The 22,916-nt window shown below is 72.2% G+C and carries 20 protein-coding genes and 1 pseudogene; 8 read left to right on the forward strand and 13 right to left on the reverse strand.

Going from position 1 to position 22,916, the window contains the following annotated elements; translation table 11 throughout:
- A pseudogene (locus KUF83_RS12540) lies at nt 1-386 on the reverse strand (hypothetical protein); the annotation flags it as partial.
- Between the two features lie 340 nt (nt 387-726).
- Between KUF83_RS12540 and KUF83_RS12545 the strand changes: the two are divergent.
- Nucleotides 727-1,407 (forward strand): pyridoxal 5'-phosphate synthase, encoded by a 681-nt coding sequence (locus KUF83_RS12545; RefSeq protein ID WP_217454727.1) that lies wholly within the window; start codon nt 727-729, stop codon nt 1,405-1,407.
- A 38-nt stretch (nt 1,408-1,445) separates the two neighbouring features.
- Here the strand turns inward: KUF83_RS12545 and KUF83_RS12550 are convergent, their stop codons facing one another.
- From KUF83_RS12550 to KUF83_RS12560, 3 genes are all read right to left on the reverse strand, one after another.
- The gene (locus tag KUF83_RS12550) at nt 1,446-2,054 is read right to left on the reverse strand and encodes a GNAT family N-acetyltransferase (RefSeq protein WP_217454728.1); all 609 of its coding nucleotides are present in this window, start codon (nt 2,052-2,054) and stop codon (nt 1,446-1,448) included.
- 76 nt (nt 2,055-2,130) lie between these two features.
- Nucleotides 2,131-2,628, reverse strand: a complete 498-nt coding sequence (locus tag KUF83_RS12555; RefSeq protein ID WP_217454729.1) for a Zn-ribbon domain-containing OB-fold protein — start codon at nt 2,626-2,628, stop codon at nt 2,131-2,133.
- Nucleotides 2,628-3,077: a DoxX family protein gene (locus KUF83_RS12560; protein ID WP_217454730.1), complete on the reverse strand. Its 450-nt coding sequence runs from the start codon at nt 3,075-3,077 to the stop codon at nt 2,628-2,630. Before KUF83_RS12560 ends, KUF83_RS12555 begins: the two co-directional genes overlap by 1 nt.
- Before the next feature lie 265 nt (nt 3,078-3,342).
- Between KUF83_RS12560 and KUF83_RS12565 the strand changes: the two genes are divergently transcribed.
- From KUF83_RS12565 to KUF83_RS12580, 4 genes are all read left to right on the forward strand, one after another.
- A complete protein-coding gene (locus KUF83_RS12565) occupies nt 3,343-4,560 on the forward strand; it encodes an NAD(P)/FAD-dependent oxidoreductase (RefSeq protein ID WP_217454731.1) in 1,218 nt (405 codons plus the stop codon).
- A gap of 637 nt (nt 4,561-5,197) precedes the next feature.
- Nucleotides 5,198-7,423 (forward strand): acetate--CoA ligase family protein, encoded by a 2,226-nt coding sequence (locus tag KUF83_RS12570; protein ID WP_217454732.1) that lies wholly within the window; start codon nt 5,198-5,200, stop codon nt 7,421-7,423.
- 431 nt (nt 7,424-7,854) lie between these two features.
- The gene (locus KUF83_RS12575; RefSeq protein WP_254643755.1) at nt 7,855-8,574 is read left to right on the forward strand and encodes an enoyl-CoA hydratase/isomerase family protein; all 720 of its coding nucleotides are present in this window, start codon (nt 7,855-7,857) and stop codon (nt 8,572-8,574) included.
- Between the two features lie 56 nt (nt 8,575-8,630).
- Entirely contained in the window at nt 8,631-9,263 is a 633-nt protein-coding gene (locus KUF83_RS12580) for a flavin reductase family protein (RefSeq protein ID WP_217454734.1), read from the forward strand.
- On the opposite strand, the gene KUF83_RS12585 is transcribed toward KUF83_RS12580, so the two are convergent.
- Complete coding sequence (locus KUF83_RS12585; protein WP_217454735.1) at nt 9,253-10,575, reverse strand: MFS transporter; 1,323 nt, start codon at nt 10,573-10,575, stop codon at nt 9,253-9,255. The two genes, KUF83_RS12580 and KUF83_RS12585, sit on opposite strands and share 11 nt — an antisense overlap.
- Before the next feature lie 70 nt (nt 10,576-10,645).
- On the opposite strand from KUF83_RS12585, the gene KUF83_RS12590 reads away from it, so the two are divergent.
- Nucleotides 10,646-11,662 (forward strand): GlxA family transcriptional regulator, encoded by a 1,017-nt coding sequence (locus tag KUF83_RS12590; RefSeq protein ID WP_217454736.1) that lies wholly within the window; start codon nt 10,646-10,648, stop codon nt 11,660-11,662.
- 29 nt (nt 11,663-11,691) lie between these two features.
- Here the strand turns inward: KUF83_RS12590 and KUF83_RS12595 are convergent, their stop codons facing one another.
- The 3 genes from KUF83_RS12595 to KUF83_RS12605 form a co-directional block, all read right to left on the reverse strand.
- The gene (locus KUF83_RS12595) at nt 11,692-12,741 is read right to left on the reverse strand and encodes a Zn-dependent alcohol dehydrogenase (protein WP_217454737.1); all 1,050 of its coding nucleotides are present in this window, start codon (nt 12,739-12,741) and stop codon (nt 11,692-11,694) included.
- 24 nt (nt 12,742-12,765) lie between these two features.
- Nucleotides 12,766-13,914, reverse strand: coding sequence for an acyl-CoA dehydrogenase family protein (locus KUF83_RS12600; RefSeq protein ID WP_217454738.1), 1,149 nt, complete (start codon nt 13,912-13,914; stop codon nt 12,766-12,768).
- An 89-nt stretch (nt 13,915-14,003) separates the two neighbouring features.
- Nucleotides 14,004-14,921 carry an SDR family NAD(P)-dependent oxidoreductase gene (locus KUF83_RS12605; RefSeq protein WP_217454739.1) on the reverse strand — a complete coding sequence of 306 codons (918 nt, stop codon included), beginning with the start codon at nt 14,919-14,921 and terminating at the stop codon, nt 14,004-14,006.
- A gap of 96 nt (nt 14,922-15,017) precedes the next feature.
- Between KUF83_RS12605 and KUF83_RS12610 the strand changes: the two genes are divergently transcribed.
- Nucleotides 15,018-15,944, forward strand: a complete 927-nt coding sequence (locus KUF83_RS12610; RefSeq protein WP_217454740.1) for a cyclase family protein — start codon at nt 15,018-15,020, stop codon at nt 15,942-15,944.
- A 414-nt stretch (nt 15,945-16,358) separates the two neighbouring features.
- On the opposite strand, the gene KUF83_RS12615 is transcribed toward KUF83_RS12610, so the two are convergent.
- The 4 genes from KUF83_RS12615 to KUF83_RS12630 all read right to left on the reverse strand — a co-directional run bounded on the left by KUF83_RS12615 (nt 16,359) and on the right by KUF83_RS12630 (nt 20,627).
- A complete protein-coding gene (locus KUF83_RS12615; RefSeq protein WP_217454752.1) occupies nt 16,359-16,853 on the reverse strand; it encodes an ATP-binding protein in 495 nt (164 codons plus the stop codon).
- Between the two features lie 495 nt (nt 16,854-17,348).
- On the reverse strand, nt 17,349-18,269 hold the full coding sequence (locus KUF83_RS12620; RefSeq protein ID WP_217454741.1) for an acyl-CoA dehydrogenase family protein: 921 nt from the start codon (nt 18,267-18,269) through the stop codon (nt 17,349-17,351).
- A 4-nt stretch (nt 18,270-18,273) separates the two neighbouring features.
- Complete coding sequence (locus KUF83_RS12625) at nt 18,274-19,428, reverse strand: acyl-CoA dehydrogenase (RefSeq protein ID WP_217454742.1); 1,155 nt, start codon at nt 19,426-19,428, stop codon at nt 18,274-18,276.
- Nucleotides 19,428-20,627, reverse strand: coding sequence for an amidohydrolase family protein (locus KUF83_RS12630; protein ID WP_217454743.1), 1,200 nt, complete (start codon nt 20,625-20,627; stop codon nt 19,428-19,430). Before KUF83_RS12630 ends, KUF83_RS12625 begins: the two co-directional genes overlap by 1 nt.
- 135 nt (nt 20,628-20,762) lie before the next feature.
- Here KUF83_RS12630 and KUF83_RS12635 point away from each other — a divergent pair, with 135 nt between their 5' ends.
- Nucleotides 20,763-22,274, forward strand: a complete 1,512-nt coding sequence (locus KUF83_RS12635; RefSeq protein WP_217454744.1) for a class I adenylate-forming enzyme family protein — start codon at nt 20,763-20,765, stop codon at nt 22,272-22,274.
- Here KUF83_RS12635 and KUF83_RS12640 read toward each other — a convergent pair.
- Complete coding sequence (locus KUF83_RS12640; RefSeq protein WP_217454745.1) at nt 22,253-22,765, reverse strand: EF-hand domain-containing protein; 513 nt, start codon at nt 22,763-22,765, stop codon at nt 22,253-22,255. The two genes, KUF83_RS12635 and KUF83_RS12640, sit on opposite strands and share 22 nt — an antisense overlap.
- Between the last annotated feature and the right edge of the window lie 151 nt (nt 22,766-22,916).

The following is a 22,916-nucleotide window of genomic DNA, read 5'->3' on the forward strand; positions in this document are numbered from 1 at the left end:
CCGGAAGCGCTGAGGTAGACGACCTGCTCGGTGAGCACCCCGGGCGACGCCTGCACCAGGTGCAGGACGAACACGGCAAGCGACGTCACCCCGTACGCCGCAGACGCCGACCCGGCGGACTGCCAGTGCCGCCGCCACCCGGCCCGCTTCCCCGTCCCGAAGGTGAAGAGGGCGTGCAGCTCGGTGCACAGGACGGTCGACACGACCGTGATCACGGCGTTCGCGACAACCCAGGGCATCGCCCCGGCCAGCAACGCCACGGCACCGCTGGCGAGGACCCCGATGCCGCCGCCGCACACCACGAACCGGACGAAGGAGGCGAACGGCCCGGGAGCGGCCTCGCCCGCCGTCTCCGGCTGCGGCTCCGACGTGAGCTGCGGCTTCATGGGGTTTTCCTTCCGGGGGCGGGGCGGTGAACCCCTGCGATCAACTGGGTTCAACCATGCCGTCGCCCGCCCGCGCCCACGAGAGAGCACGCCCCCCGATCCATGGTGGTGCCAGCTCTACCATCGCCCTGCACCACACCCCCTGACCGGCCACGACGAACACCCCGACGAACAGCGCCACCTGGCCGGTGCAGGCCCCCGGGCGGGCAGGCAGGTGACGCAGTTTCTCGCTGAGCCGCGCATCGCCGCGCATCGCCGCACATCGCCGCACTCGCCGTCGACGCAGGGGCGGGCCGCGCTCCGCTCACTCGTGACGCCGGTCCCGCGCGACAATCGAGGCATGAGTGCCGACGCGTCCTCCCCGTCCTCCGAGTTCGTACGGCTGCTGAGGTCCCAGCGGGTCTGGGACACCGAGCTGCCGGACTTCGCCCCCGCCACGGCCCCCGCCGAGCCCCTGCCGCTCTTCGAGGAGTGGTTCGCGGGGGCGGTCGCCGCCGGGCAGCCGGAGCCGCACACGATGTCGCTGGCCACGGCGGACTCCGAGGGCCGACCCGACGTACGGACCGTGATGCTGCACGGCGCCGACGAGGAGGGCTGGCACTTCGCCTCGCACGCGGGCAGCCGGAAGGGACAGCACCTGGCGTCCCGGCCGTACGCGGCACTCGGCTTCTACTGGCCCGTCCAGGGCCGGCAGGTCCGGGTGCGCGGCCCGGTGACCGTCGCCCCGCCCGAGGTCGCGCTGGCCGACCTGCACGCCCGATCGACCGGCGCGCTCGCCTCCGCCCTGGTGGGGCACCAGAGCGAAGTCCTGGACAGCCAGGAGGAGTTGGCGCGCGCCTCGGCCGCCGCCTGGGACCGAGCCCACCGCGAACCGGACGCGTCCGCGCCGTCGTGGACGGTGTATGTCCTGGACCCGGACGAGGTGGAGTTCTTCCAGGGCGACGCGCGGCGACGGCACGTCCGTCTCACCTACCGCCGCACGGACGGCGCCGCCTGGCGCAGGGAACTGCTCTGGCCCTAGGGCCTGTCTGCCCGGGCAGGGGTGTCACGGCAGGGATGTCACGGCGTCACGGGTGCGGGTTCCGGGTCGGTGGCCAGCCGTGCGTGCAGGTGCACGTCCCGGAAGGCGTCCTGGCGCCCCGCCTCGAACATCGCCCCGCGCAGGGTTCCCTCGTACGGGTAGCCGCACCTCTCGGCGACCCTGCACGACGCCTCATGTCCGAGCGCGTGCCCCAACTCCAGCCGGTGCAGACCGAGTTCCTCGAAGGCCCAGCGGGAGGCCAGGGTAAGCGCGCGTGAGGCCACCTGGCGGCCACGGGCATCGGGGAGTACCCAGTAGCCGACGCGGGCGACCCGTATGACGTGGTCGATGTCGTTGACGCCGATGTGTCCGAGCCGGGTACCGCTCGTCGCGTCGGTGACACAGAAGGAGGCGCCCGCAGCCTCCTGGACCGCCTTGGCCCGCGCCCGCAGCGACTCCTGCGCGTCGGTCCTGGTCTCGATCGGTCTGATCGGCGTGTTCCACCGCTGGAACTCCGGGTCCGTGCAGCCCCGCAGCCACGCCTGGACGTCCTCCTCGGCATCCGCGTCCCAGGGGCGCAGCCACAGTCCGTGGCCGTGGATCTCGGGGAGGGGGAGGGAGGCGGAGGACTCGTACAAGTCGGTCATCGGGCCATTCAACAACGGCCACCCGGGCGACCGGTCGCGGGGTGACCCGAGGGGCCGTCCGCCTGGCACGGACGGCCTAGGAGGAGACCGCGGCCACCGGCCGGAACACGGGAACCGCGACCGTCTCCCCCGCCCTCTCCTGCCCTTCCGCCCCGTCCATCCCCTCGACGCCCTCCGCTCCCTCCACGCCCTCCACGCCCTCCACGCCCTCCACGCGGAACGTCACCTCCAGCGCCATCCCCGCCCGCAGCGCCTCCTCCGCGCAGTCCACCACCTCGGTCATCATGCGAGGCCCCTCTTCGAGATCGACGACGGCGGCCACGTACGGCGTGCGGGCCCCGAAGGGCGGCAGGTCGTTCCGGTGGACGACGGACCAGGTGTAGAGCGTGGCCCGCCCGCTGGCCCGCTCCCAGGTCACGGCCTCGCTCCAGCAGTGCGGGCAGAACTCGCGGGGGTAGTGGTGGGCGCGCCCGCACGCGCCGCACCGGCGCAGCAGCAGGTTCCCCTCGGCGGCCGCGTCCCAGTACGGCCGGGTGAGGGCGTCGGCCTCCGGCAGGTCGAAACGGGCCGCCATCAGAAGATCCCCAGGGCGCTGTCCAGCGACCACGTCTGCCAGGACATCGCGAACAGGGCCACCAGGGAGATCAGTGCCATCATCGCGTTCTGCCCCTGCTCGGCCCAGTCGTGGATCATCAGCACGAGGTAGAGGAGGTTGAGCAGCAGTCCGCCGACCAGGGCGATCGGCGTCAGGAAGCCCACGACGAGGCCGAGGCCCAGGGCGAGTTCGGCGTACACGACGACGTACGCCATCGTGCGCGGCCGGGGCGCGACCACCACGTCGAAGCCGCTGCGCACCGCGTTCCACCGGTGCTTCGCCGCGACGTCCGACGCCCAGGCGATGCCGGTCCCCCTCTCGAACCAGCCCTTCTTGTCCTTGTGCCGCCAGCTCTCCAGCCACCACAGTCCCAGGCCGATACGGAGCACGGCGACCCATTCCGCACCCGTGAGCCAGATCGTGTCCATGAAGTCCCCTGCCGTCGACGGCATCTGACGGTACGTCAGTTCAGCCGATGCGGCGGCACTCGCGCAAGACGCACGGCGAAAGTCCTCTGACGGCCGCCCGGCCCGCCGCACCGCCCGCACCCACCGCCCGCTTCACCTCCCGCACACAGACCGGGGAACCTACGACACCGGCCCCACACGGCCCTCCTACAGCCGTGATCAATTCGCAACCGATTCCGGGCTTGACCGAGACCCATCAAGTGATGACTTGAATACGCTCTGGCACATGGCCGACTCTCCCGACCCGACATCCCAGGCGTCCGCGCCCGCCACAGCGCCGCAGCAGGACCGACCCGTGTACGTCATCGGGGGCGGCCCCGGCGGCCTCGCGACGGCGCACGCGCTGCGCGCACAGGGAGTCCGGGCCGTCGTGCTCGAAAAGTCCGACCACGTCGGGGCGTCGTGGCGGCGGCACTACGACCGGCTGCGGCTGCACACCACCCGCCGGCTCTCCGGGCTGCCCGGCCTCGCGATGCCGCGCTCGTTCGGCCGCTGGGTGTCGCGCGACAACGTGGTGCGCTACCTGGAGAAGTACGCCGAGCACCACGAGCTGGAGATCGTCACGGGTGTCGAGGTCTCCCGCGTGGAGCCCACCGCCGACGGCACCGGCTGGCTGCTGCGCGCCACGGGCGGGCGTGAGCTGACCGGCAGCGCCGTGGTCGTCGCCACCGGCTACAACCACACGCCGCACGTGCCCGACTGGCCGGGCCGCGAGGCGTACACGGGCGAGCTCCTGCACGCCGGCGAGTACCGCAACCCTGCTCCGTACACCGGCCGGGACGTCCTCGTGGTCGGCGTGGGCAACACCGGCGCCGAGATCGCCGTCGACCTCGTCGAGGGCGGCGCCTCGCGCGTACGCCTCTCGGTGCGGACCGCGCCGCACATCGTGCGCCGGTCGACGGCCGGCTGGGCGGCCCAGTACACCGGAGTGCTCTGCCGGCGGCTGCCGGTCGCCCTGGTGGACCGGATGGCCGGGCCGCTGGCCAAGATCAGCGTCCCGGACCTCTCCTCGAAGGGGCTGCCGCGGCCCGACACCGGGCTGTACTCGCGGGTCAACGAAGGGTCCATCCCCGTACAGGACGTCGGCCTCATCGACGCCGTCCGCAAGGGCCGCGTCGAGATCGTCGCCGCGGTCGAGGGCTTCGAGGACGGCAAGGTCGTCCTCGCGAACGGCGACCGCGTCGGTCCGGACGCCGTGATCGCCGCGACCGGTTACCGGCGCGCGCTGGAGGATGTCGTCGGGCACCTCGACGTACTGGACGCGCGTGGACGCCCGGTCGTCCACGGCGCCCGTGCGCCGAAGAACGCGCCCGGCCTCTACTTCACCGGGTTCACCAACCCGATCAGCGGGATGTTCCGCGAACTGGCCCTCGACGCCGAGAAGATCGCGAAGTCGATCGCGCGGGACGCGGAGCGCAGGCACCCGTCCCGCCTCACCCGCTGACGCCTCCGGCGCATCCCGCCGGGACCGGGGCGGGGGCCGGAGGGCGGTCCAGCCCCCGGGGCTGCACTCGCCCGGGCCGGGAGCAGTCCGGCCGCCCCGGGGACTTGTCCGTCCGGCCCGGGGGCTCGTTCGCGCGGTACGGGGCCTGTTCGCGCGGCCCAGAGGCTCGTTCGCGCGGCCCGAGGGCTCGTTCGCTCGGCCCGGAGGCTCGTTCGCGCGGAACGGGGACTTGTCCGCCCGCCCGGCCCTCGCGGTCCGGCGTCCCGGCGCTGAGGCCGTCGCGCCGGTGACCTGGGGATGCGGCCTTGGGGTGCGGCCTCTCGGCGTGGTCTTGCGCGTGGTCCTGCTGCGTGGTCCTGAGAGGTGCTTCGACCTGTCCGGTCCGGGGTCCGCCGGCCTCGTGGGGGCTGCCCGCCCCCGGGGTCCGGCGTCGTGGCTCCGCGGCTCCTGGCCGGTCGTGCGTCCGGCGCGGACCGCCGGCGCGCCGGGCCAGGCACGTTCCTGAGCGGGTCCCGGAGGGTACGAACCCTGTGGCGGCCACAAGTTCTTTGCATGCAGACCCGTTCCTGACGTGGCGTCAGTTCAGTAATCTGACAGTGCGTCAGTTATTGGCAGCCACTCAGGAGCGGGCGGACCGATGCTTGGATCAACCCACGGCACCCTCACCACCGACTCCCGCCGGGCCAGGGTCATCGCCTGCGGCGAGCAACCGGCCCCTGCCGTGCACGGCAGGCCCGCCGCCACCGACGACCTGGACGTCAGCGGCCGGCCGCTGTACGCCGGCGTACCCGATCTGGACCGCTTCTTCCGCCCCGAGTCGGTGGCCGTCGTCGGCGCCTCGGACACCGAAGGGCGCCCCAACACCGGCATCACCCGCCAACTGCTCGCCTGGGCCGAACGGGTCGGCGCCCGGCTGCACCCGGTGCATCCGACGCGCGGGTCCGTCTTCGGGATCCCGTGCGTCGCCGCCGTCACGGACCTGCCCGAACAGGTCGACCTGGCCGTGCTCCTGGTCGCCGACCCCCTGCCCGTGATCGAGCAACTCGGTGAGACGAAGGTGCGGTTCGCGGTCGCCTTCGCCTCCGGATTCGCCGAGACCGGAGCGGAGGGCGCCGCCGCGCAGGCCCAACTCACCGCCGCCGTGCAGCGCTCCGGGCTGCGGCTGCTCGGCCCGAACACCAACCTCAACGCCTTCGAGAAGTTCCGCGAGGACCTGGACGGGCCGGCGATCGCGCTGATCACCCAGTCCGGACACCAGGGGCGCCCCGTCTTCACCATGCAGGAGCTCGGCGTACGGCTCTCGCACTGGGCGCCCACCGGCAACGAGGCCGACCTGGAGAGCGCCGACTTCATCTCGTACTTCGCCGAGCAGCCCGAGGTGGGCGCCATCGCCTGCTACGTCGAGGGCCTCAAGGACGGCCGTTCCTTCCTCCTGGCCGCCGACCGGGCCGCCCGGCGCGGTGTCCCCGTCGTCGCGGTCAAGGTCGGCCGCACCGAGACGGGCGCCCGGACGGCCGCCTCCCACACCGGCAAACTGACCGGCGCCGACACGGTCGTGGACGCCGCGATGCGCCAGTACGGCGTCGTGCGAGTCGACGGCCTCGACGAACTCCAGGACACCGCCGCCCTGTTGGCGCGCGCCCGCCCGCCGTCCTCCGACGGTGTCGTCGTCTACTCGATCTCCGGCGGTACCGGCGCGCACTTCTCGGACCTGGCGACCGAGGCCGGGCTGCGGCTGCCCCGGCTCTCGGACACCAAGCAGGCCGAACTGCACCAGTGGATCCCCGAGTACCTGGACGTCTCCAACCCGATCGACAACGGCGGCCATCCCGTCGGCGACTGGCGCGGACGCAAGATCATCGACGCGATCCTCGCCGATCCGGCCGTCGGAGTGCTGGTCTGTCCGATCACCGGCCCCTTCCCGCCCATGAGCGACAAGCTCGCGCAGGACCTGGTGGACGCGGCCGAGCAGACGGACAAACTGGTGTGCGTGGTGTGGGGCTCACCCGTGGGTACGGAGGCCGCGTACCGGGAGACGCTGCTCGGGTCGTCGCGGGTGGCCACCTTCCGTACGTTCGCGAACTGCATCACCGCGGTCCGCGCCCACCTGGACCACGCCCGGTTCGTCGCCTCGTACCGCTCGCCCTTCGACGAGGCGCCGCGCAGTCCGTCCCCCTCCTACCGCAAGGCCCAGGCGCTGATGCGGCCCGGCAGCAGGCTCAGTGAGCACGCGGCGAAGCAGCTGCTGCGCGCGTACGGGATCCGGGTGCCACGGGAGCAGTTGGTGACCAGCGCGGCCGCGGCGGTGCGGGCGGCCGGGCTCGTGGGGTATCCCGTGGTGATGAAGGCGTCCGGTGCGCGGCTCGCCCACAAGACCGAGCTCGGTCTGGTGAAGATCGGCCTGACCTCGGCGAGCCAGGTCAGGGACGCCTACCGGGAGTTGACCGACATCGCCCGCTACGAGGACGTGTCGCTGGACGGGGTGCTGGTGTGCCAGATGGTCGAGCCCGGTGTCGAGATGGTCGTCGGGGTGACGCACGACGACCTGTTCGGTCCCACGGTGACGGTCGGGCTGGGCGGGGTGCTCGTGGAGGTCCTGCGGGACACCGCCGTGCGGGTGCCGCCGTTCGGTGAGGACCAGGCCCGGACGATGCTCGACGAGCTTCGGGGGCGGGCCCTGCTGGACGGCGTCCGCGGGCGGCCTCCGGCCGATCTGGACGCACTGGTCGAGGTGGTGCTGCGGGTGCAGCGGATGGCGCTCGAACTGGACGGTGAGCTGTCCGAGCTGGACATCAACCCGTTGATGGTGCTGCCGCGGGGGCAGGGGGCTGTTGCGTTGGATGCGCTGGCGGTGTGCCGCTGAGTGGGCGGGTGCCGGTTGTGTGGGGCTGGGCGCGCCGTTCCCCGCGCCCCTGAAAGACGCGCCTGCCGGTCGGTTTTGGGTCGGGGGCGTGTCGGGACATCCGATCGCAGCTGTGTCGTCCCGGGCCGATCGGTTGCCCATGGGAGGTCGTGCTGCGATCGGACGCCCCGCCCCACCCCCTCACGCCGCAGGGCGACTGCCGCAGGACGGTGCCCCCGCCGGAAAGGGGCGCCCAGTCGGAGAGGGGCGCCCCCAAAGGGGCGCGGGGAACTGCGCGACCAGCCCCCGGCGGGCCGCACGTGTCCGCATACCGCCGTACACCCCGGCCGCTAGGCCCACCCCCTTCGCCCTCCGGGCGGAACGGAGTACCCGTGCTGCTTCACACCCTCGACAACCAGGTCTCCTGGATCACCCTGAACCGGCCCGAGGCCATGAACGCCGTCACCCCCGACCAACGGGACCAACTCATCGGCCTGTTCGAGGCCGCGTCGGCCGACCCCGGCATCCGCGCGGTCGTCCTCACCGCCACGGGCCGCGGCTTCTGCGCGGGCGCGGACCTGCGCGGCGGCCCGCCCCCGGGCGACCGCGTCCCCGGCGACGTGGCCCGCGTCATCCGCCAGGGCGCCCAACGACTCATCGCCGCGGTCCTCGACTGCGAGAAGCCGGTGATCGCCGCCGTGAACGGCACGGCGGCCGGTCTCGGCGCCCATCTCGCCTATGCCTGCGACCTCGTGATCGCCGCGGAATCAGCCAGGTTCATCGAGGTGTTCGCCCGCCGGGGGCTGGTCCCCGACGGCGGTGGTGCCTATCTCCTGGCCCGGCTCGTCGGCCCGCAACGGGCGAAGGAGCTGATGTTCTTCGGCGACGCCCTGACCGCCGCGGACGCGCACCGGCTCGGGCTCGTCAACCGGGTCGTGCCGGACGGCGAGTTGGAGAAGACGGCCCGCGCCTGGGCCGAGCGCCTGGCCGCCGGCCCCACCCGTTCCCTCGCCCTCACGAAGCAGTTGGTGAACGCCTCGCTGGACTCCGACCGCGCCACCGCGTTCTCCGCCGAGGCCACCGCCCAGGAGATCAACATGACGACGGCGGACGCCGGTGAAGGGGTGACGGCGTTCGTGGAGCGGCGCGGAGCGGAGTTCAAGGGCCGTTGAACCGGTCTCCGGACCCCTTCCAATCTGACACCCCGTCAGCTTCAATGGGCGGTGTGATGGGACATGCAGGAATGGCCGCGGCGGCAGTCCGCTACCTGAGGTCGGCCGGGGACCCGCAGGCCGCGGGGCCGGTCGAACCGCTGCCGCGTCCGGACCTGCGCGCGGTCGGCGACGACGAGCGCGCGCCGATCGACCCGGCCGAATTCCGGCGCGTACTGGGGAACTTCGCGACCGGTGTCACCGTCGTCACCGCTCCGGCCGTCGGGGTGGGGGACGAGGGTGAGCCTTCCCGGCCCGCCGGTTTCGCCTGTCAGTCCTTCGCCGCTCTGTCCCTCGACCCGCCCCTGATCGCGTTCATGGTCGCGCGTACGTCCACGACCTGGCCGCGCATCGCCCGCGCGGGCGTCTTCTGTGTGAACGTCCTGGGCGCGCACCAGGGGGACCTGTGCCGCGGCTTCGCGGTGAGCGGCTCGGACAAGTTCGCCGGAGTCGCGCACGACCCGGCCCCGGTCTCCGGCTCGCCACGCCTGGCGGGAGCCACGGCGTGGATCGACTGCGCGATCCACGCCGTCCACACGGGTGGCGACCATCTGATCGTGGTGGGCCGGGTGAGCGCCCTGGGCGCCTCGGACGGCGACCAGGAGCCCCTGCTGTTCCACCGGGGGCGGTTCGGCGGCTTCACGGGTTGACCACTGGGGCGAGTGCGGCCGGTCGGCGCCGGATCACCAGCGCCATCAGCGCGGCCACCGCGCACAGCGCCCCGGAGGCGTACCACATCACGTCGTACGAGCCGAAGGTGTCGCGGGCGACACCGCCGAGGAAGGCGACGAGGGCGGCTCCGACCTGGTGCGAGGCGAGGACCCAGCCGAAGACGATGGCGCTGTCGTCGCCGTACTGCTCGCGGCACAGGGCGAGGGTCGGCGGGACGGTGGCGACCCAGTCGAGGCCGTAGAAGACGATGAAGAAGAGCATCGGCGGGTGGACCGAGGGGGCCAGCAGGATGGGGAGGAAGAGCAGGGAGATGCCGCGCAGGGCGTAGTAGACGGCCAGCAGCCGGCGTGGTTCGAAGCGGTCCGTGAACCAGCCCGAGGCGATCGTGCCGACGACGTCGAAGACGCCGATGACGGCGAGGAGCGAGGCGGCCGCCGTGATGGGCATGCCGTGGTCGTGGGCGGCGGGCACGAAGTGGGTCTGGATCAGGCCGTTGGTCGAGGCACCGCAGATCGCGAAGGTGCCGGCCAGGAGCCAGAAGGGGCCGGTGCGCGCGGCGGAGAGCAGGACGCTCACCGCCCGGCGGGCCGCTCCCGGTACGGGTGGGGGCTTCTCGACGAACTCCGTCGCCCCGTACGGCTTGAGGCCCACGTCCGCCGGGTGGTCACGCAGCAGCAGCCAGACGAAGGGGACGACCGCGAGGGCCGCCAGGGCCACGGTCACAGCGGCCGGGCGCCAGTCGTGCTCCGAGATGATCCAGGACAGGAGCGGCAGGAAGATCAGCTGGCCGGAGGCCGAGGCGGCGGTGAGGATGCCGGTGACCAGGCCGCGCCGCGCGGTGAACCAGCGGTTCGTGACGGTCGCCGCGAAGGCGAGGGCCATCGAGCCGGACCCCAGGCCCACGAGCAGCCCCCAGCAGAGCAGCAGCTGCCAGGCCTCGGTCATCCACACCGTGGCGCCGGAGCCGACCGCGATGACGATCAGGGCGAGCGCGACGACCCGCCTGATGCCGAACCGGTCCATGAGCGCGGCCGCGAACGGCGCCGTCAGCCCGTACAGCGCGAGGTTCACGGAGACCGCGAGCCCGATCGTCCCTCGCGACCAGTGGAACTCCTGGTGCAGCGGATCGATCAGCAGGCCGGGCAGGGAGCGGAAGGCCGCGGCCCCGATGATCGTCACGAACGTCACGGCGGCGACGAACCACGCCCGGTGCACGCGGGTGCGCCGCCGGCCGGTTCGGGCGGTCTGCTCGGATGCCGTCCCGGCCGCGGCATCGGTTGTCTGTGTCACGTCACGAGCTTCCGGCCTGCGCTCTTTCCGGGCGAGTGGCCGGAAGGTCAGTGTTCGCTAGGATCGGGCCATGGGTTCACGCGCCTCCGTACGCCGCCACCGGGTGGTCGTCCTCGCCCTGGACGGCGTCCTCCCCTTCGAGCTGGGCATCCCCCAGCGGATCTTCGGCCGCGCCAAGGACACGGAGGGCCGCAGGCTGTACGAGGTGGTGACCTGCTCGATCCGGCCGCCCGGCCCGGTCGAGGCGGAGGCGGACTTCTCCATCCTCGTCGAGAACGGCCCGGAGGCCCTCGCGACCGCCGACACCGTCGTCGTCCCGGCCTCGTACGAGCTGGGTCCGGTGTACGACGAGGGCGTGCTCACGGACGAGCTGGCCGCGGCCCTCGCGTACATCCGGCCGGGCACCCGGCTCGTGTCCATCTGCACGGGCGGGTACGTGCTCGCCGCCGCCGGGCATCTCGACGGCCGCCCGGCCACCACGCACTGGGCGTCCGCCGAGCACTTCCAGCGGGTGTTCCCGAAGGTGCGGGTGGACGCGGACGTGCTGTTCATCGACGACGGTGACGTGCTGACGTCCGCCGGTGTCGCGGCCGGCATCGACCTGTGTGTCCACATCGTGCGCCGCGACCACGGCACGGCGGTCGCCAACGAAGTGGCCCGCCGCACGGTCGTGCCCCCGCACCGTGACGGCGGCCAGGCCCAGTACGTGCAACGGCCCGTCCCCGAAGCCCGGTCGGCGAGCACGACCGCCGCCCGGGCCTGGGCGCTGGGGCGGCTGCACGAGCCGATCCAGCTGCGTGACATGGCCGGGCAGGAGGCCATGTCCGTCCGCACGTTCACGCGCCGGTTCCGCGAGGAGGCCGGTGTCAGCCCCGGCCAGTGGCTCACCCAGCAGCGCGTCGAGCGCGCCCGTCACCTCCTCGAGTCCACCGGCCTCTCCGTCGACCGGATCGCCCGGGACTCCGGCTTCGGCACGGCCCAGTCGATGCGCCAGCACCTGCAGTCGGCGCTCGGCGTGACCCCGACCGCGTACCGCCGCACGTTCCGCATCCTCGGCCCCTCCGGCGCGCAGGGGCAGGAAGGGTAGGGGCCGGGCGGGCCCCTGCGCGGCGCCGCTCAGAAGGTGAGGACGGCCCTGGCGACCCTTCCGGCCCGCGCGTCGGCCACCGCCTTCTCGAAGTCCTCCACGGGATACGTGCCGGTCACCAACTCGTCCAGCAGCAACCGGCCTTCCCGGTACATCTGCGCGTACAGCGCGATGTCCCGCTGCGGCCGCGAGGACCCGTACCGGCAGCCGAGAATCGACTTGTCCAGGTACATCGACGAGACGAGGAAGGACGCCTCGGCGGTCGCGGGCGGCACGCCGAGGAGGACCGCCTGTCCGTGGCGGTCCAGCAGGTCGACGGCCTGGCGGACGAGTTCGACCCGGCCGACACACTCGAAGGCGTGGTCCGCGCCCGTGGGGAGGACGTCCCGCACTCCTTCCGTCGAGGTCAGGAAGTGCGTCGCGCCGAACCGCCGGGCCACCTCCTCCTTCGCCGGGTTCGAATCCACCGCCACGACGGTGAGGGCCCCGGCGATCCGCGCGCCCTGGATGACGTTGAGCCCGATGCCGCCCGTGCCGATGACGACCACGCTGTCCCCGCGGTCCACCCGCGCCCGGTTCAGCACGGCCCCGACCCCTGTCAGCACCCCGCATCCGATCAGGGCCGCCGAGGCCATCGGGATGTCCTGCGGGATCCGCACCGCCTGCACGGCCTTCACCAACGTCCGTTCCGCGAAAGCCGAGTTGGACGCGAACTGGTACAGCGGCTGCCCGGCCCGTACGAACGGCCGCTGCGGCATCCCGATCGCCTTGCGGCACATGGTGGGGCGCCCCCGGTCGCACTCCGCGCACGTACCGCAGTTGGCGAGCGTCGACAGGGAGACGTGGTCGCCGGGCCCGACGTGGGTGACGCCCGCGCCGACCGCCTCCACGACTCCCGCGCCCTCGTGGCCGAGCACCACGGGTACGGGGAAGGGGATGGTGCCGTCCACCACGGAGAGGTCGCTGTGGCACAGCCCCGCCGCCGAGACCGCGACCAGCACCTCCCCCGGCCCCGGGTCACGTATCTCCAGGTCGTCCACCACCTGGGTCTGCCTGCCGTCGAAGATCACGCCCCGCATGTCACACCCCGCATCGCGCCCACCTCAGCCTTTCGGTTCCCTGGGAAGGCCGAGCACGCGCTCGGCGATGATCGTGCGCTGGATCTCGTCCGAGCCGCCGTAGACGGTGTCGGCACGGCTGAAGAGGAACAGGTGCTGAAGCGGGTCCAGTTCGTACGGCGCCGCGGGCGTCCAGTCCGCCGGTCCCACCGCCGCACCCGCGCCCCGCACCCGCACGGCCAGTTCACCGAGCCGCTGGTGCCACCGGCCCCACAGCAGCTTGGCCACACTGGGGGCGCCCCGGTCCGCCGAACTCCCCAGTGTCCGCAGCGCGTTCCACCGCATGGTGCGCAGTTCGGCCCAGTGGCGCACGAGCAGGTCACGGACGACCGGGTCGTCCGCCGCGCCGGTGGCAACGGCCGTTTCCAGTACCTGCCCCAACTCCTGGGCGAAGCCGATCTGTTGGGCGAGCGTGGAGACGCCCCGCTCGAAGCCGAGCAGGCTCATGGCGACCTGCCAGCCGTTCCCCTCCCCTCCGACGACGTGCTCCACGCGTGCGTGGGCCCCGTCGAAGAAGACCTCGTTGAACTCGCTGGTGCCCGTCATCTGCCGGATCGGGCGGACGTCGATCCGTCCCGGCTGGTCCATCGGCACGAGCAGGAAGCTCAGCCCGTGATGCCGTCGGGAGCCGGCCTCCGTCCGCGCCAGTACGAAGCACCAGTCGGCCTCGTGGGCGAGGGAGGTCCAGATCTTCTGCCCGGTGATGCGGTAGGTGCCCGCCTCGTCGTCCCGCACGGCCGCCGTACGGATTCCCGCGAGGTCGGAGCCTGCCCCGGGTTCGCTGTAGCCCTGGCACCAGAGTTCGTCACCGGCGGCGATCGGCGGCAGGAAGCGGGACTTCTGCTCCTCGCTGCCGTGCGCCAGGAGGGTGGGTGCGAGGAGGTTCTCACCGATGTGCCCGGTGCGGGCGGGGGCCCGGGAGCGGGCGTACTCCTCGGCCCAGGCGACCTGTTGTCCGAGCCCGGCCCGCCGGTTCCCGTACCCCTCCTCGGACCAGCCGATCCCGATCCACCCGGCCGCGCCGAGCGTACGTTCCCACGCCCGGCGGTCCAGGCCGTCGGAGACGTTCTCCGCGAGCCACGACCGCGCCTCGTCCCGAAACGCCGCGTCCTCCGCGGTGACCCCGAACTCCATGTCCCCTCCGCCCACGACAGCGCCCCCACCGGGGCGCGGGGAACCGCGTGACCCGCGCCCACCGACCGGCCCGGCTCCTGCCGCGCCCTTCACCCACCCTCCGCGGCGCGCGCCGCACGCTTGGCGGCCCGCGCCATCTCCTCCAGTTGCGAGAGCAGCGGCATGGGATCCACCCCGACCGTCCCCGGCAGGAAGTCCGCGATCCGCTCCGGCGTCCAGCCGCCCTCGGCGTACCCGGCACGCAGTTCCCTCGGCTGTGCCCACACCGCGATCTTCGGTCCGGCGATCGTGTAGACCTGCCCGGTGATCCCCTCCTCGCGGGCCCGTTCGGACAGCAGGTAGACGACGAGCGCGGCCACGTCCTCGGGCTCGCCGATCTCCTTCAGCTCCATGGGCACGTTCGCCGACATGCGCGTACGGGCGACCGGCGCGACCGCGTTGGCCGTGACCCCGTACTTGTGGAGCCCGAGCGCGGCGCTGCGGACGAGCGAGATGATCCCGCCCTTCGCCGCGCTGTAGTTGGCCTGCGAGACGGACCCCTGGTGGTTGCCGCTGGTGAACCCGATCAGCGTGCCCGACCCCTGCCTGCGCATCAGCGCCGAGGCGGCGCGGAACACGGTGAACGTGCCCTTCAGATGCGTGGCGACCACCGGGTCCCACTCCTGCTCGGACATGTTGAACAGCATCCGCTCGCGCAGGATCCCGGCGACGCAGACGACTCCGTCGAGCCGCCCGTACGCCTCGACGGCCGTGTCGACGATCCGCTGTCCGCCCGCCATGGTGGAGATGTCGTCGCCCACCGCGATCGCGTCGCCGCCGGCCGCCTCGATCTCCTTGACCACGGCGTCGGCGACCGAACTGGTCGGCTCCGCGCCCTCGATCGACACCCCGTAGTCGTTGACGACGACCTTCGCGCCCTCGGCCGCGGCCGCCAGCGCCACCGCGCGTCCGATGCCCCGGCCCGCCCCGGTCACGGCGACGACCTTGCCTGCCAAGAAGTTCCCCACGCCCCGGCCCCTTCCCGCAGTTTCTGACGGTCCGTTAGATTCTCCCTGGATTCTACGACCCGTCAGATACCTGGAGACAAGCCCCGGGGAGGACTCATGTCACTGCCGGACGAGTTCCACGAGATCGCCAAGCGCGTGAACAACTGGGGGCGTTGGGGTGCCGACGACGAGATCGGCACCCTGAACCTGATCACCGACGAGGTGGTCCGCGAGGCCGCCGCGACCGTCCGCTCGGGCCGCCGCGTGCCGCTCGCGCTCCCGCTGCGACAGGACGGCGTGCAGACCGGGATGATCCCGGGCCGGGTCAATCCGCTGCACACGATGGTGCAGATCAACCAGGAGCTGTTCGGCCCCGGCACGGTCGCGTGCAGCGACGACGCCGTGACGATGGGCCTCCAGGCGGCCACCCACTGGGACGCGATCACCCATGTCTCGCACTCGGGGAAGATCTACAACGGCCGCCCGGCCGCCACCATCACGGCCCACGAGGGTGCCCGGTTCAGCGGCATCGACAAGCCCCGGCACGTCGTCTCGCGCGGCGTCCTGCTGGATGTGGCCCGCGCGCTCGGCAAGGAGCGCCTCGACGGCGGGCACGCGGTGACCCCGGAGGACCTGGAGGCGGCGGAGGAGCTGAGCGGGACGAAGGTCCGCCCGGGCGACATCGTCCTCGTGCGCACCGGCCAGATGCAGCTCTGCCTCGCGGGCGACAACCACGCGTACGCCTTCCCCTCCCCGGGCCTGTCCGTCCGCACCCCGGAGTGGTTCCACGCCCGCGATGTCGCGGCGGTCGCGAACGACACCCTCACCTTTGAGATATTTCCGCCCGAAATAGAGGACCTGTGGCTGCCCGTCCACGCGCTCGACCTGGTCGAGATGGGCATGCTCCAGGGCCAGAACTGGAATCTCGAAGAGTTGTCCACAGCCTGTGGAGAAGTCGGACGCCATGCGTTCCTGCTGTCGGCGATGCCCGAGCCGTTCGTCGGCGGCACGGGAACCCCCGTGGCGCCGGTGGCGATCCTCTGAAGGGTCCGGGGGCCGGTTGGCGGCGCGTCTCCCCCATTTTCCGCCCCGCCCGGACGGGAGGATCCCCCCACCTCGCCCCGGGCGCGGCACCGCGCGCCGCCATCCGACTCTCCGGCGCGCCCGCCCTGCCCCTGGCCCCGCAGGAGCCGACGCCGAATCGCGACCCGCACTCGCCGAGGGCTCCCGTCACCGAAGTCCTCGGCGTCCCCTCGCGGCGAATCGCTGAACACAAGCGTGATCAAACGGACAAGCCTCGTCAACACCTGCTCGGGGATTCACGCCTTACGCACCCTTTGTGCCGCCACGGAAGGAAGCACGGCCCGGCGCACTCGACAGCCCCGGACGTCCGGCCCGGGGTCCGTGCGACCCCTGCGCCAGCGGGCGCACCGGTGCCCGAGCGCCCGCTCCCGCGCGCTACACGGCTTCGTAGGCCAGATCGCCGTACGCCGCCGGAGCCGCGTCACAGGTCGTGGCGACCGCGGCCACCGACGAACAGCGGTCCACCTCGCACCAGATGCGCTTGCCCGTGCCCTCGGTGGTCCAGCCCCAGCGGTCGGCGAGACCGTCGACCAGTGCGAGGCCGCGGCCGTTGGTCTCGTCGCCGTCCGCGCATCGCGGGCGCGGCGGCCGGGCACTGCCGTCGAGCACTTCCAGCCGGACGGTCGCGACCGCCTCGCCCACCACTCGCTCGCCGACCGTCGGCACGGTCGCGGCACCCTGCAGCGACAGCCGCAGGACGGCGGGACAGCCGGTGTGCACCACGGCGTTGGTGACGAGTTCCGAGACGAGCAGGATCAACGTCTCGGCCAGTGGCTCATCGGCCTCTATCCCGGACCCCGTGAGCCGAGAACGGGCCCACCTCCGGGCTCGCCCCACCTCCGCGGGGTCGGGCCGGATCTCCAGCTGCACTTGAAGCACCTGCACCGCTCACACCATCCGAACCGGCGGACACATCGCCTCGCGCCTCGCAAGGGCCACGATCGTGGTCAGAAAAGGGTTCACGGAACGTGATTCCCTCAGGAGACAGCATGGTTGACGTACAGTCACCCCAACAAGCGCTTCGGGCATATTCCAGCGCGAAGGAGTACGCGTGCGGCATACTGTGCGACGCTCGCCACGGGGAGTCGAACAGGCAGGAACGGTCCTGCTCCCTGCCTTGCGAGTGGCGCGCATTGCCGGATCCGGGGCTGCCTCAGGGGCAACACCGTGATGGCCCGGCCTCAGAACCACTCGCATCCCACACAAGGTACCGGAGCAGGGCGCCGACTCCAGGCCGTGACGAGTCACGCATAGGACACAACCCGATATCAACGCTCGGTAATTCCGGTATGCCACGTTCCGCGCCATCCGCCCCTTCGGCCCCGTTCCGGTGTGCCACGATCGGCGGCAATCACTTCCGGGAGTTCATCCGCCGGGCCCCGCCGCGGCAGTCGCCAGCTCCTCCGCGAGCGCTTCCTCGGCCGCTGCGGCCCCCTGCCCCCGACGGGCCCGCGACCAGGCCCGTTTGAGGTGAAGGTGCACGTCGGACTCCCAGGTGAATCCCATGCCGCCGTGCACCTGGAGGCAGTCGCGGGCGCCGCGCTCGGCGGCCTCGTCCGCCAGCAGCCCGGCCGCCGCGATGTCGAGCGGATCGCCCGTCACGGCCGCCGCGTAGACCGCCGCGCGCGTCACCTCCACGCGCACCAGCATCTCCGAGCACAGGTGTTTCACCGCCTGGAAGGCCCCGATCGGCTGCCCGAACTGCTCACGGGTCCGGGCGTGTTGCACGGCCAGCTCGCAGGTGCGCGCGGCGGAGCCGAGTTGCTCGGCGGCGGTCAGCAGCGCGGCCACCGGATCGGGGGGCGCGGCCCGGGGCACCCGGTGCAGCGGTGTCAGCGGGTCGGCCGAGCGCAGGGCGACCGCGCCCGTCACGTCTCCGCGTACGACGTCCGCCGCGTCCAGCCATTCGACGAGCGTGCCGTCGACGGCCGCGACGACGCACTCCCCGGTGGCCGCTCCCGGTACTTCGCCGGCCGCCAGGTGGGTGGCCACCAGCGGTCCGGGCAGCAGTGCCCGGCCCGCCTCCTCGAAGGCCAGCACCGCCTCGGGGAGTCCCAGCCCGACCCCTCCCCGCGCCTCGGGCAGCCGCAGTGCGAAGAAGCCCGCCTCACCCAACTCGCGCCACAGCGCGCGGTCGAGGACGCAGGCGCCCTCCCCGCTCCCGGCTCCCGCGTCCCGTGGAGGGTCCACGGCGGCCCGGAGCCGGTCCCGTCCGAACCTCCGGCCGAGCAGTTCGCGCACGCCCGCCTGCAAGGCCCGCTGGTCGTCCGTGAGTTGGAAGTCCACCCGGTCACCGTCCCTTCGGGAGACCCAGAATCCGTTCGGCCACGATGTTCCGCTGGATCTGCGAGGTGCCGGCCGCGATGGTGTACGAGAGTGACGACAGCCGGTCCGTCGTCCACTCCCTGCCGAGATCGAGGGCCTCGGGTCCGAGCACCTCCGCCGCCGCGTCGTACAGCTCCTGACGCGCCTGCGAGTACCGCAGTTTGAAGACCGAGCCGCCGACGCCGGGGACGCCGCCGGTCCGCTGCGACTCGCTCACGTTCCACTGGGTGAGCCGCCACAGCGCCCGGAACTCGGCGTTGAGCCTGCCGAGCCGGCGGCGCAGCGGTGTGTCGTCCCAGCGGCCGTTCTTCCGTGCCTCACGGGCGAGTTCGTCCAGGACGCGCCGGCAGGCGACCACCTCGCCGACGAAGGCGGTGCCGCGCTCGAACGACAGGGTCACCATGGTCACGCGCCAGCCGTCGTTCTCCCGGCCGACGCGGTTGGCGACGGGCACCCGCACGTCGTCGAGGAAGACCTCCGCGAACTCGGTGGAGCCCGCGAGGGTCCGCAGCGGGCGGACCGTGATGCCCGGGGCGTCCATCGGCATCGCGAGCCACGAGATCCCGCGGTGCTTGGGCGCCTCGGGATCGGTGCGCACCAACAGCTCGCACCAGTCGGCGACTTCGGCGTGCGAGGTCCAGATCTTGGAGCCGTTGACCAGGTAGTCGTCGCCGTCCCGGCGGGCGCGCGTGCGCAGCGCCGCGAGGTCGGAGCCGGCGTCCGGCTCGCTGAACCCCTGGCACCACACCTCCTGGCCGCGCAGCACGGGCGGCAGCCAGCGGGCCCGCTGTTCGGCGCTTCCCTCGGCGGCGATGGTGGGCCCTGCGTGCAGCAGCCCGACGAAGTTGGCCCCGACGTAGGGCGCGCCCGCCTTCTCCGTCTCTTCCAGGAAGATCAGGTGCTGGGTGGGCGTGGCACCCCGTCCCCCGGCGTCGGCGGGCCAGTGGAGTCCCGCGTACCCGGCGTCGTACAGCGTCCGCTGCCAGCCGAGGTCGTAGGCGCGTCTGCCGGGCCAGTCGTCGGGTGAGGGCTTCGGCGGCAGGCCGGGGAGCGTCTTCGCCAGCCACTGCCGCAGCCGTGCACGGAACTCCTCCTCCTCGGCCGTGTACGAGAGGTCCATTACCGGGTGCGGTCGAGGTCGAGGCCGAGCATGCGGATGGCGTTGCCGCGCATCAGCTTGTAGACCGTCTCGTCGTCGAGGCCCTTCACGTGGTCCAGGGCGACCTCCTTGGTGTGCGGGAAGGTCGAGTCGACGTGCGGGTAGTCGGTCTCGAAGGTGGCGTTGTCCCGGCCCACGACGTCCAGTGACGCGACGCCGTGCTTGTCGCGGAAGAAGCAGCAGAAGATCTGCCGGTAGTAGTACGTGGAGGGCGGCTCGGGGACGAGGTCCTTGACGCCGCCCCAGGCCCGGTGCTCCTCCCACACGTCGTCGGCGCGCTCCAGGGCGTACGGGATCCAGCCCATCTGCCCTTCGGAGTACGCCAGTTTGAGCCGCGGGAACTTCACCAGGACCCCGCTGAACAGGAAGTCCATCATCGAGGCCATGGCGTTGTTGAAGCTCAGGGACGCCTGGACGGCGGGTGGGGCGTCGGGGGACGCGGCGGGCATCTGCGAGGACGACCCGATGTGCATGTTGACGACCGTGCCGGTCTCCTGGCAGACGGCGAAGAAGGGGTCCCAGTAGCCGGAGTGGATGGACGGCAGCCCGAGGTGGGTGGGGATCTCGGAGAAGGTGACGGCCCGCACGCCCCGGGCGGCGTTGTGCCTGATCTCGGCGACCGCGAGGTCGATGTCCCAGAGCGGGATGATGCACAGCGGGATGAGCCGGCCGCCGCTGTCGCCGCACCATTCCTCGACCATCCAGTCGTTGTAGGCGCGGACACACGCGAGCGCCACTTCCTTGTCGTGCGCCTCGGCGAAGGTCTGTCCGCAGAACCGCGGGAAGGTCGGGAAGCAGAGCGAGCCCTCGACGTGGTTCGAGTCCATGTCCTTCAGCCGCTCGGCCGGGTCCCAGCAGCCCGGCCGCATCTCCTCGCGGGTGATGCCCTCCAGGGTCATCTCGTCCCGGTCGAAGCCGACGGCGGCGATGTTGCGCTTGTACGGGAACTTCAGGTCCTCGTAGATCCACCAGTCGGTCGGCGGGCCGTCCGGGTCCATCGTGATCCGGTACTTGCCGGCCACGTAGGCCAGCTCGCCGATGCCGGCCGTCAGCGGCTTGGGGCCGCGGTCCCGGTACTTCTTCGGCAGCCAGGTCTCGAAGAGGTGCGCGGGCTCGATCACGTGGTCGTCGACGCTGATGATCCGAGGCAGTTCGGTCATGAGTCCAGCCCTCTCCGCGGCAAATCTGATGACCCGTCAGAAGGCAGGCTAGCTCCGCACCCCTGGACCGACAAGGCGCCGAGGCCTACGCTCTCCAGCCAATCTGACTACCCGTCAGCCATGAGGAGTACGGGCATGCCTACGGACACCGCACACACGCTGGGCACCTCCCGCACGTTCTGGGAACTCGTCGAGCGCCGCGCCGCGCTCACCCCCGACCGCCCCGTCCTCCTCCAGGACGACCGCACCCTCACCTTCGGGGAGCTGCGCTCCGGCGCGGAGCGGACCGCGGCGGGCCTCCACGACAAGGGCGTGCGCCCGGGAAGCGTGGTCGCCTGGCAGTTGCCCACGCGCATCGAGACGGTCGTGCTCGCGATGGCCCTGGCCCGGCTCGGGGCCGTCCAGTCACCGGTGATCCCCTTCTACCGTGACCGCGAGGTCGCCTTCGCGGTGCGGGAGTCCGGGGCCGCCCACTTCGCCGTACCGGGCCGGTGGCGCGGCTTCGACCACACCGCGATGGCGGAACGCGTCGGCGCACGGGGCGTCTTCGAGGCGTACGACTCCCTGCCCGAGGGTGACCCGGCGGTGCTGCCGCCGCCCCCGGCGAGCGGCACCGACGTGCGCTGGATCTACTGGACCTCCGGGACGACGTCCGACCCCAAGGGCGTGCTGCACACGGACCGCTCGCTGATCGCCGGGGGCTCGTGCCTCGCCCACGCCCTGCACCTGAGGGCCGACGACGTCGGTTCGATCGCGTTCCCCTTCGCGCACATCGGCGGCCCCGACTACCTGGTGATGCTGCTGTTGTACGGGTTCCCGGCCGTCCTCTTCGAGAAGTTCGCGCTGCCGGAGTCCCTGGAGGGCTTCCGCAAGCACGGGGTGACGGTGGCGGGCGGCTCCACGGCGTTCTACTCGATGTTCCTCGCCGAGCAGCGCAAACAGCCGGACACCAGGCTCGTACCGACACTGCGGCTGCTGGCGGGCGGCGGGGCGCCCAAGCCTCCCGAGGTCCACCACGCCGTCGTACGCGAGATGGGGGTGCGGCTGACCCACGGGTACGGCATGACCGAGGTCCCGATGATCACCATGGGGTCACCGGACGACTCCGAGGAGAACCTCGCGACGACCGAGGGGAGGCCCCCGGAGGGCATGGAGATCCGGATCGTGGAGGGGGAGGTCCGGCTGCGCGGGGAAGCCGTCTGCCGGGGCTACCTGGACCCGGCGCAGACCGCGGAGGCCTTCGACGACGACGGGTTCCTGATCACCGGAGACCTCGGGCATCTCACCGGGAGCGGGCATCTCGTCCTGACGGGCCGCCTGAAGGACGTCATCATCCGCAAGGGCGAGAACATCTCCGCCAAGGAGATCGAGGACCTGCTGCACCGTCACCCCGCCGTCGGTGACGTCGCGGTGATCGGCCTGCCGGACCCCGAGCGCGGGGAGCGGGTGTGCGCGGTGGTCGAACAGCCCGCCGGAGTCCCGGCGCCGACCCTGGAGGACCTGTCGTCCTATCTGCGCGCGGAAGGGCTGTCCGTGCACAAGCTGCCGGAGCAACTGGAGGTGGTGGAAGCCCTTCCGCGCAACGAGACCCTGCGCAAGGTGCTCAAGTACCGGCTCAGGGAGCGCTACTCGGGCACCGTGAAGTAGCGGGCGAAGGCGCTCACGATCTCCGGCTCCTCGACGAGGCCGTCGGTGTCGGCGTCGAGCGCGCCGGCCGCGTCGGCGGCCGTCTCCTCGGGCACACCCAGCGCCTTGAGGATCCGCGCGGTCTCGTCGACCGTCACGGCACCGTCCCCGTCGCCGTCCGCGACGGCGAGCGCCGCGTCCAGGAAGGGGCGGGCGATCTCGGCGAACCGCTCGGGGTTGTCCCGCAGCCGCTTCACCGCGCCGCCGACGAACTCCTCGCGGGTGATCCGCTGGTCGCCGTCACGGTCCGCTATGCCGGCCATGCCCTGCCAGAAGGCCTCCGCGCCGATGTAGAGGGCCTGGCCCTTGTCGGACCGGGCCGTCGTGCCGAACTCGGCGAGCAGCGCCTTCGTCGCCGCGTTGAAGTCCTCACGGTCGATATAGCCGTTGCCGTCCTGGTCGAAGGTGGCGAACCGGGCGGCGATCTTTCGCTCGTACTCGGTGCTGACCATGTCTTTTCGGGCCGCCTTACATCACGTGGGTGCGTCTGGCAGGGAGCGTACGACGCCCGGCCCCCTCGGGGAGCGGGAAAACGACGCTTGTGCCAAGACCGGGGGAAATCCGCGACAACGGCGTCGCGGCGTCACAGGATGATCTTCCCCC

Origin of the sequence: Streptomyces sp. BV286 (genome assembly GCF_019090165.1) — a bacterium.
Taxonomy (GTDB): domain Bacteria; phylum Actinomycetota; class Actinomycetes; order Streptomycetales; family Streptomycetaceae; genus Streptomyces.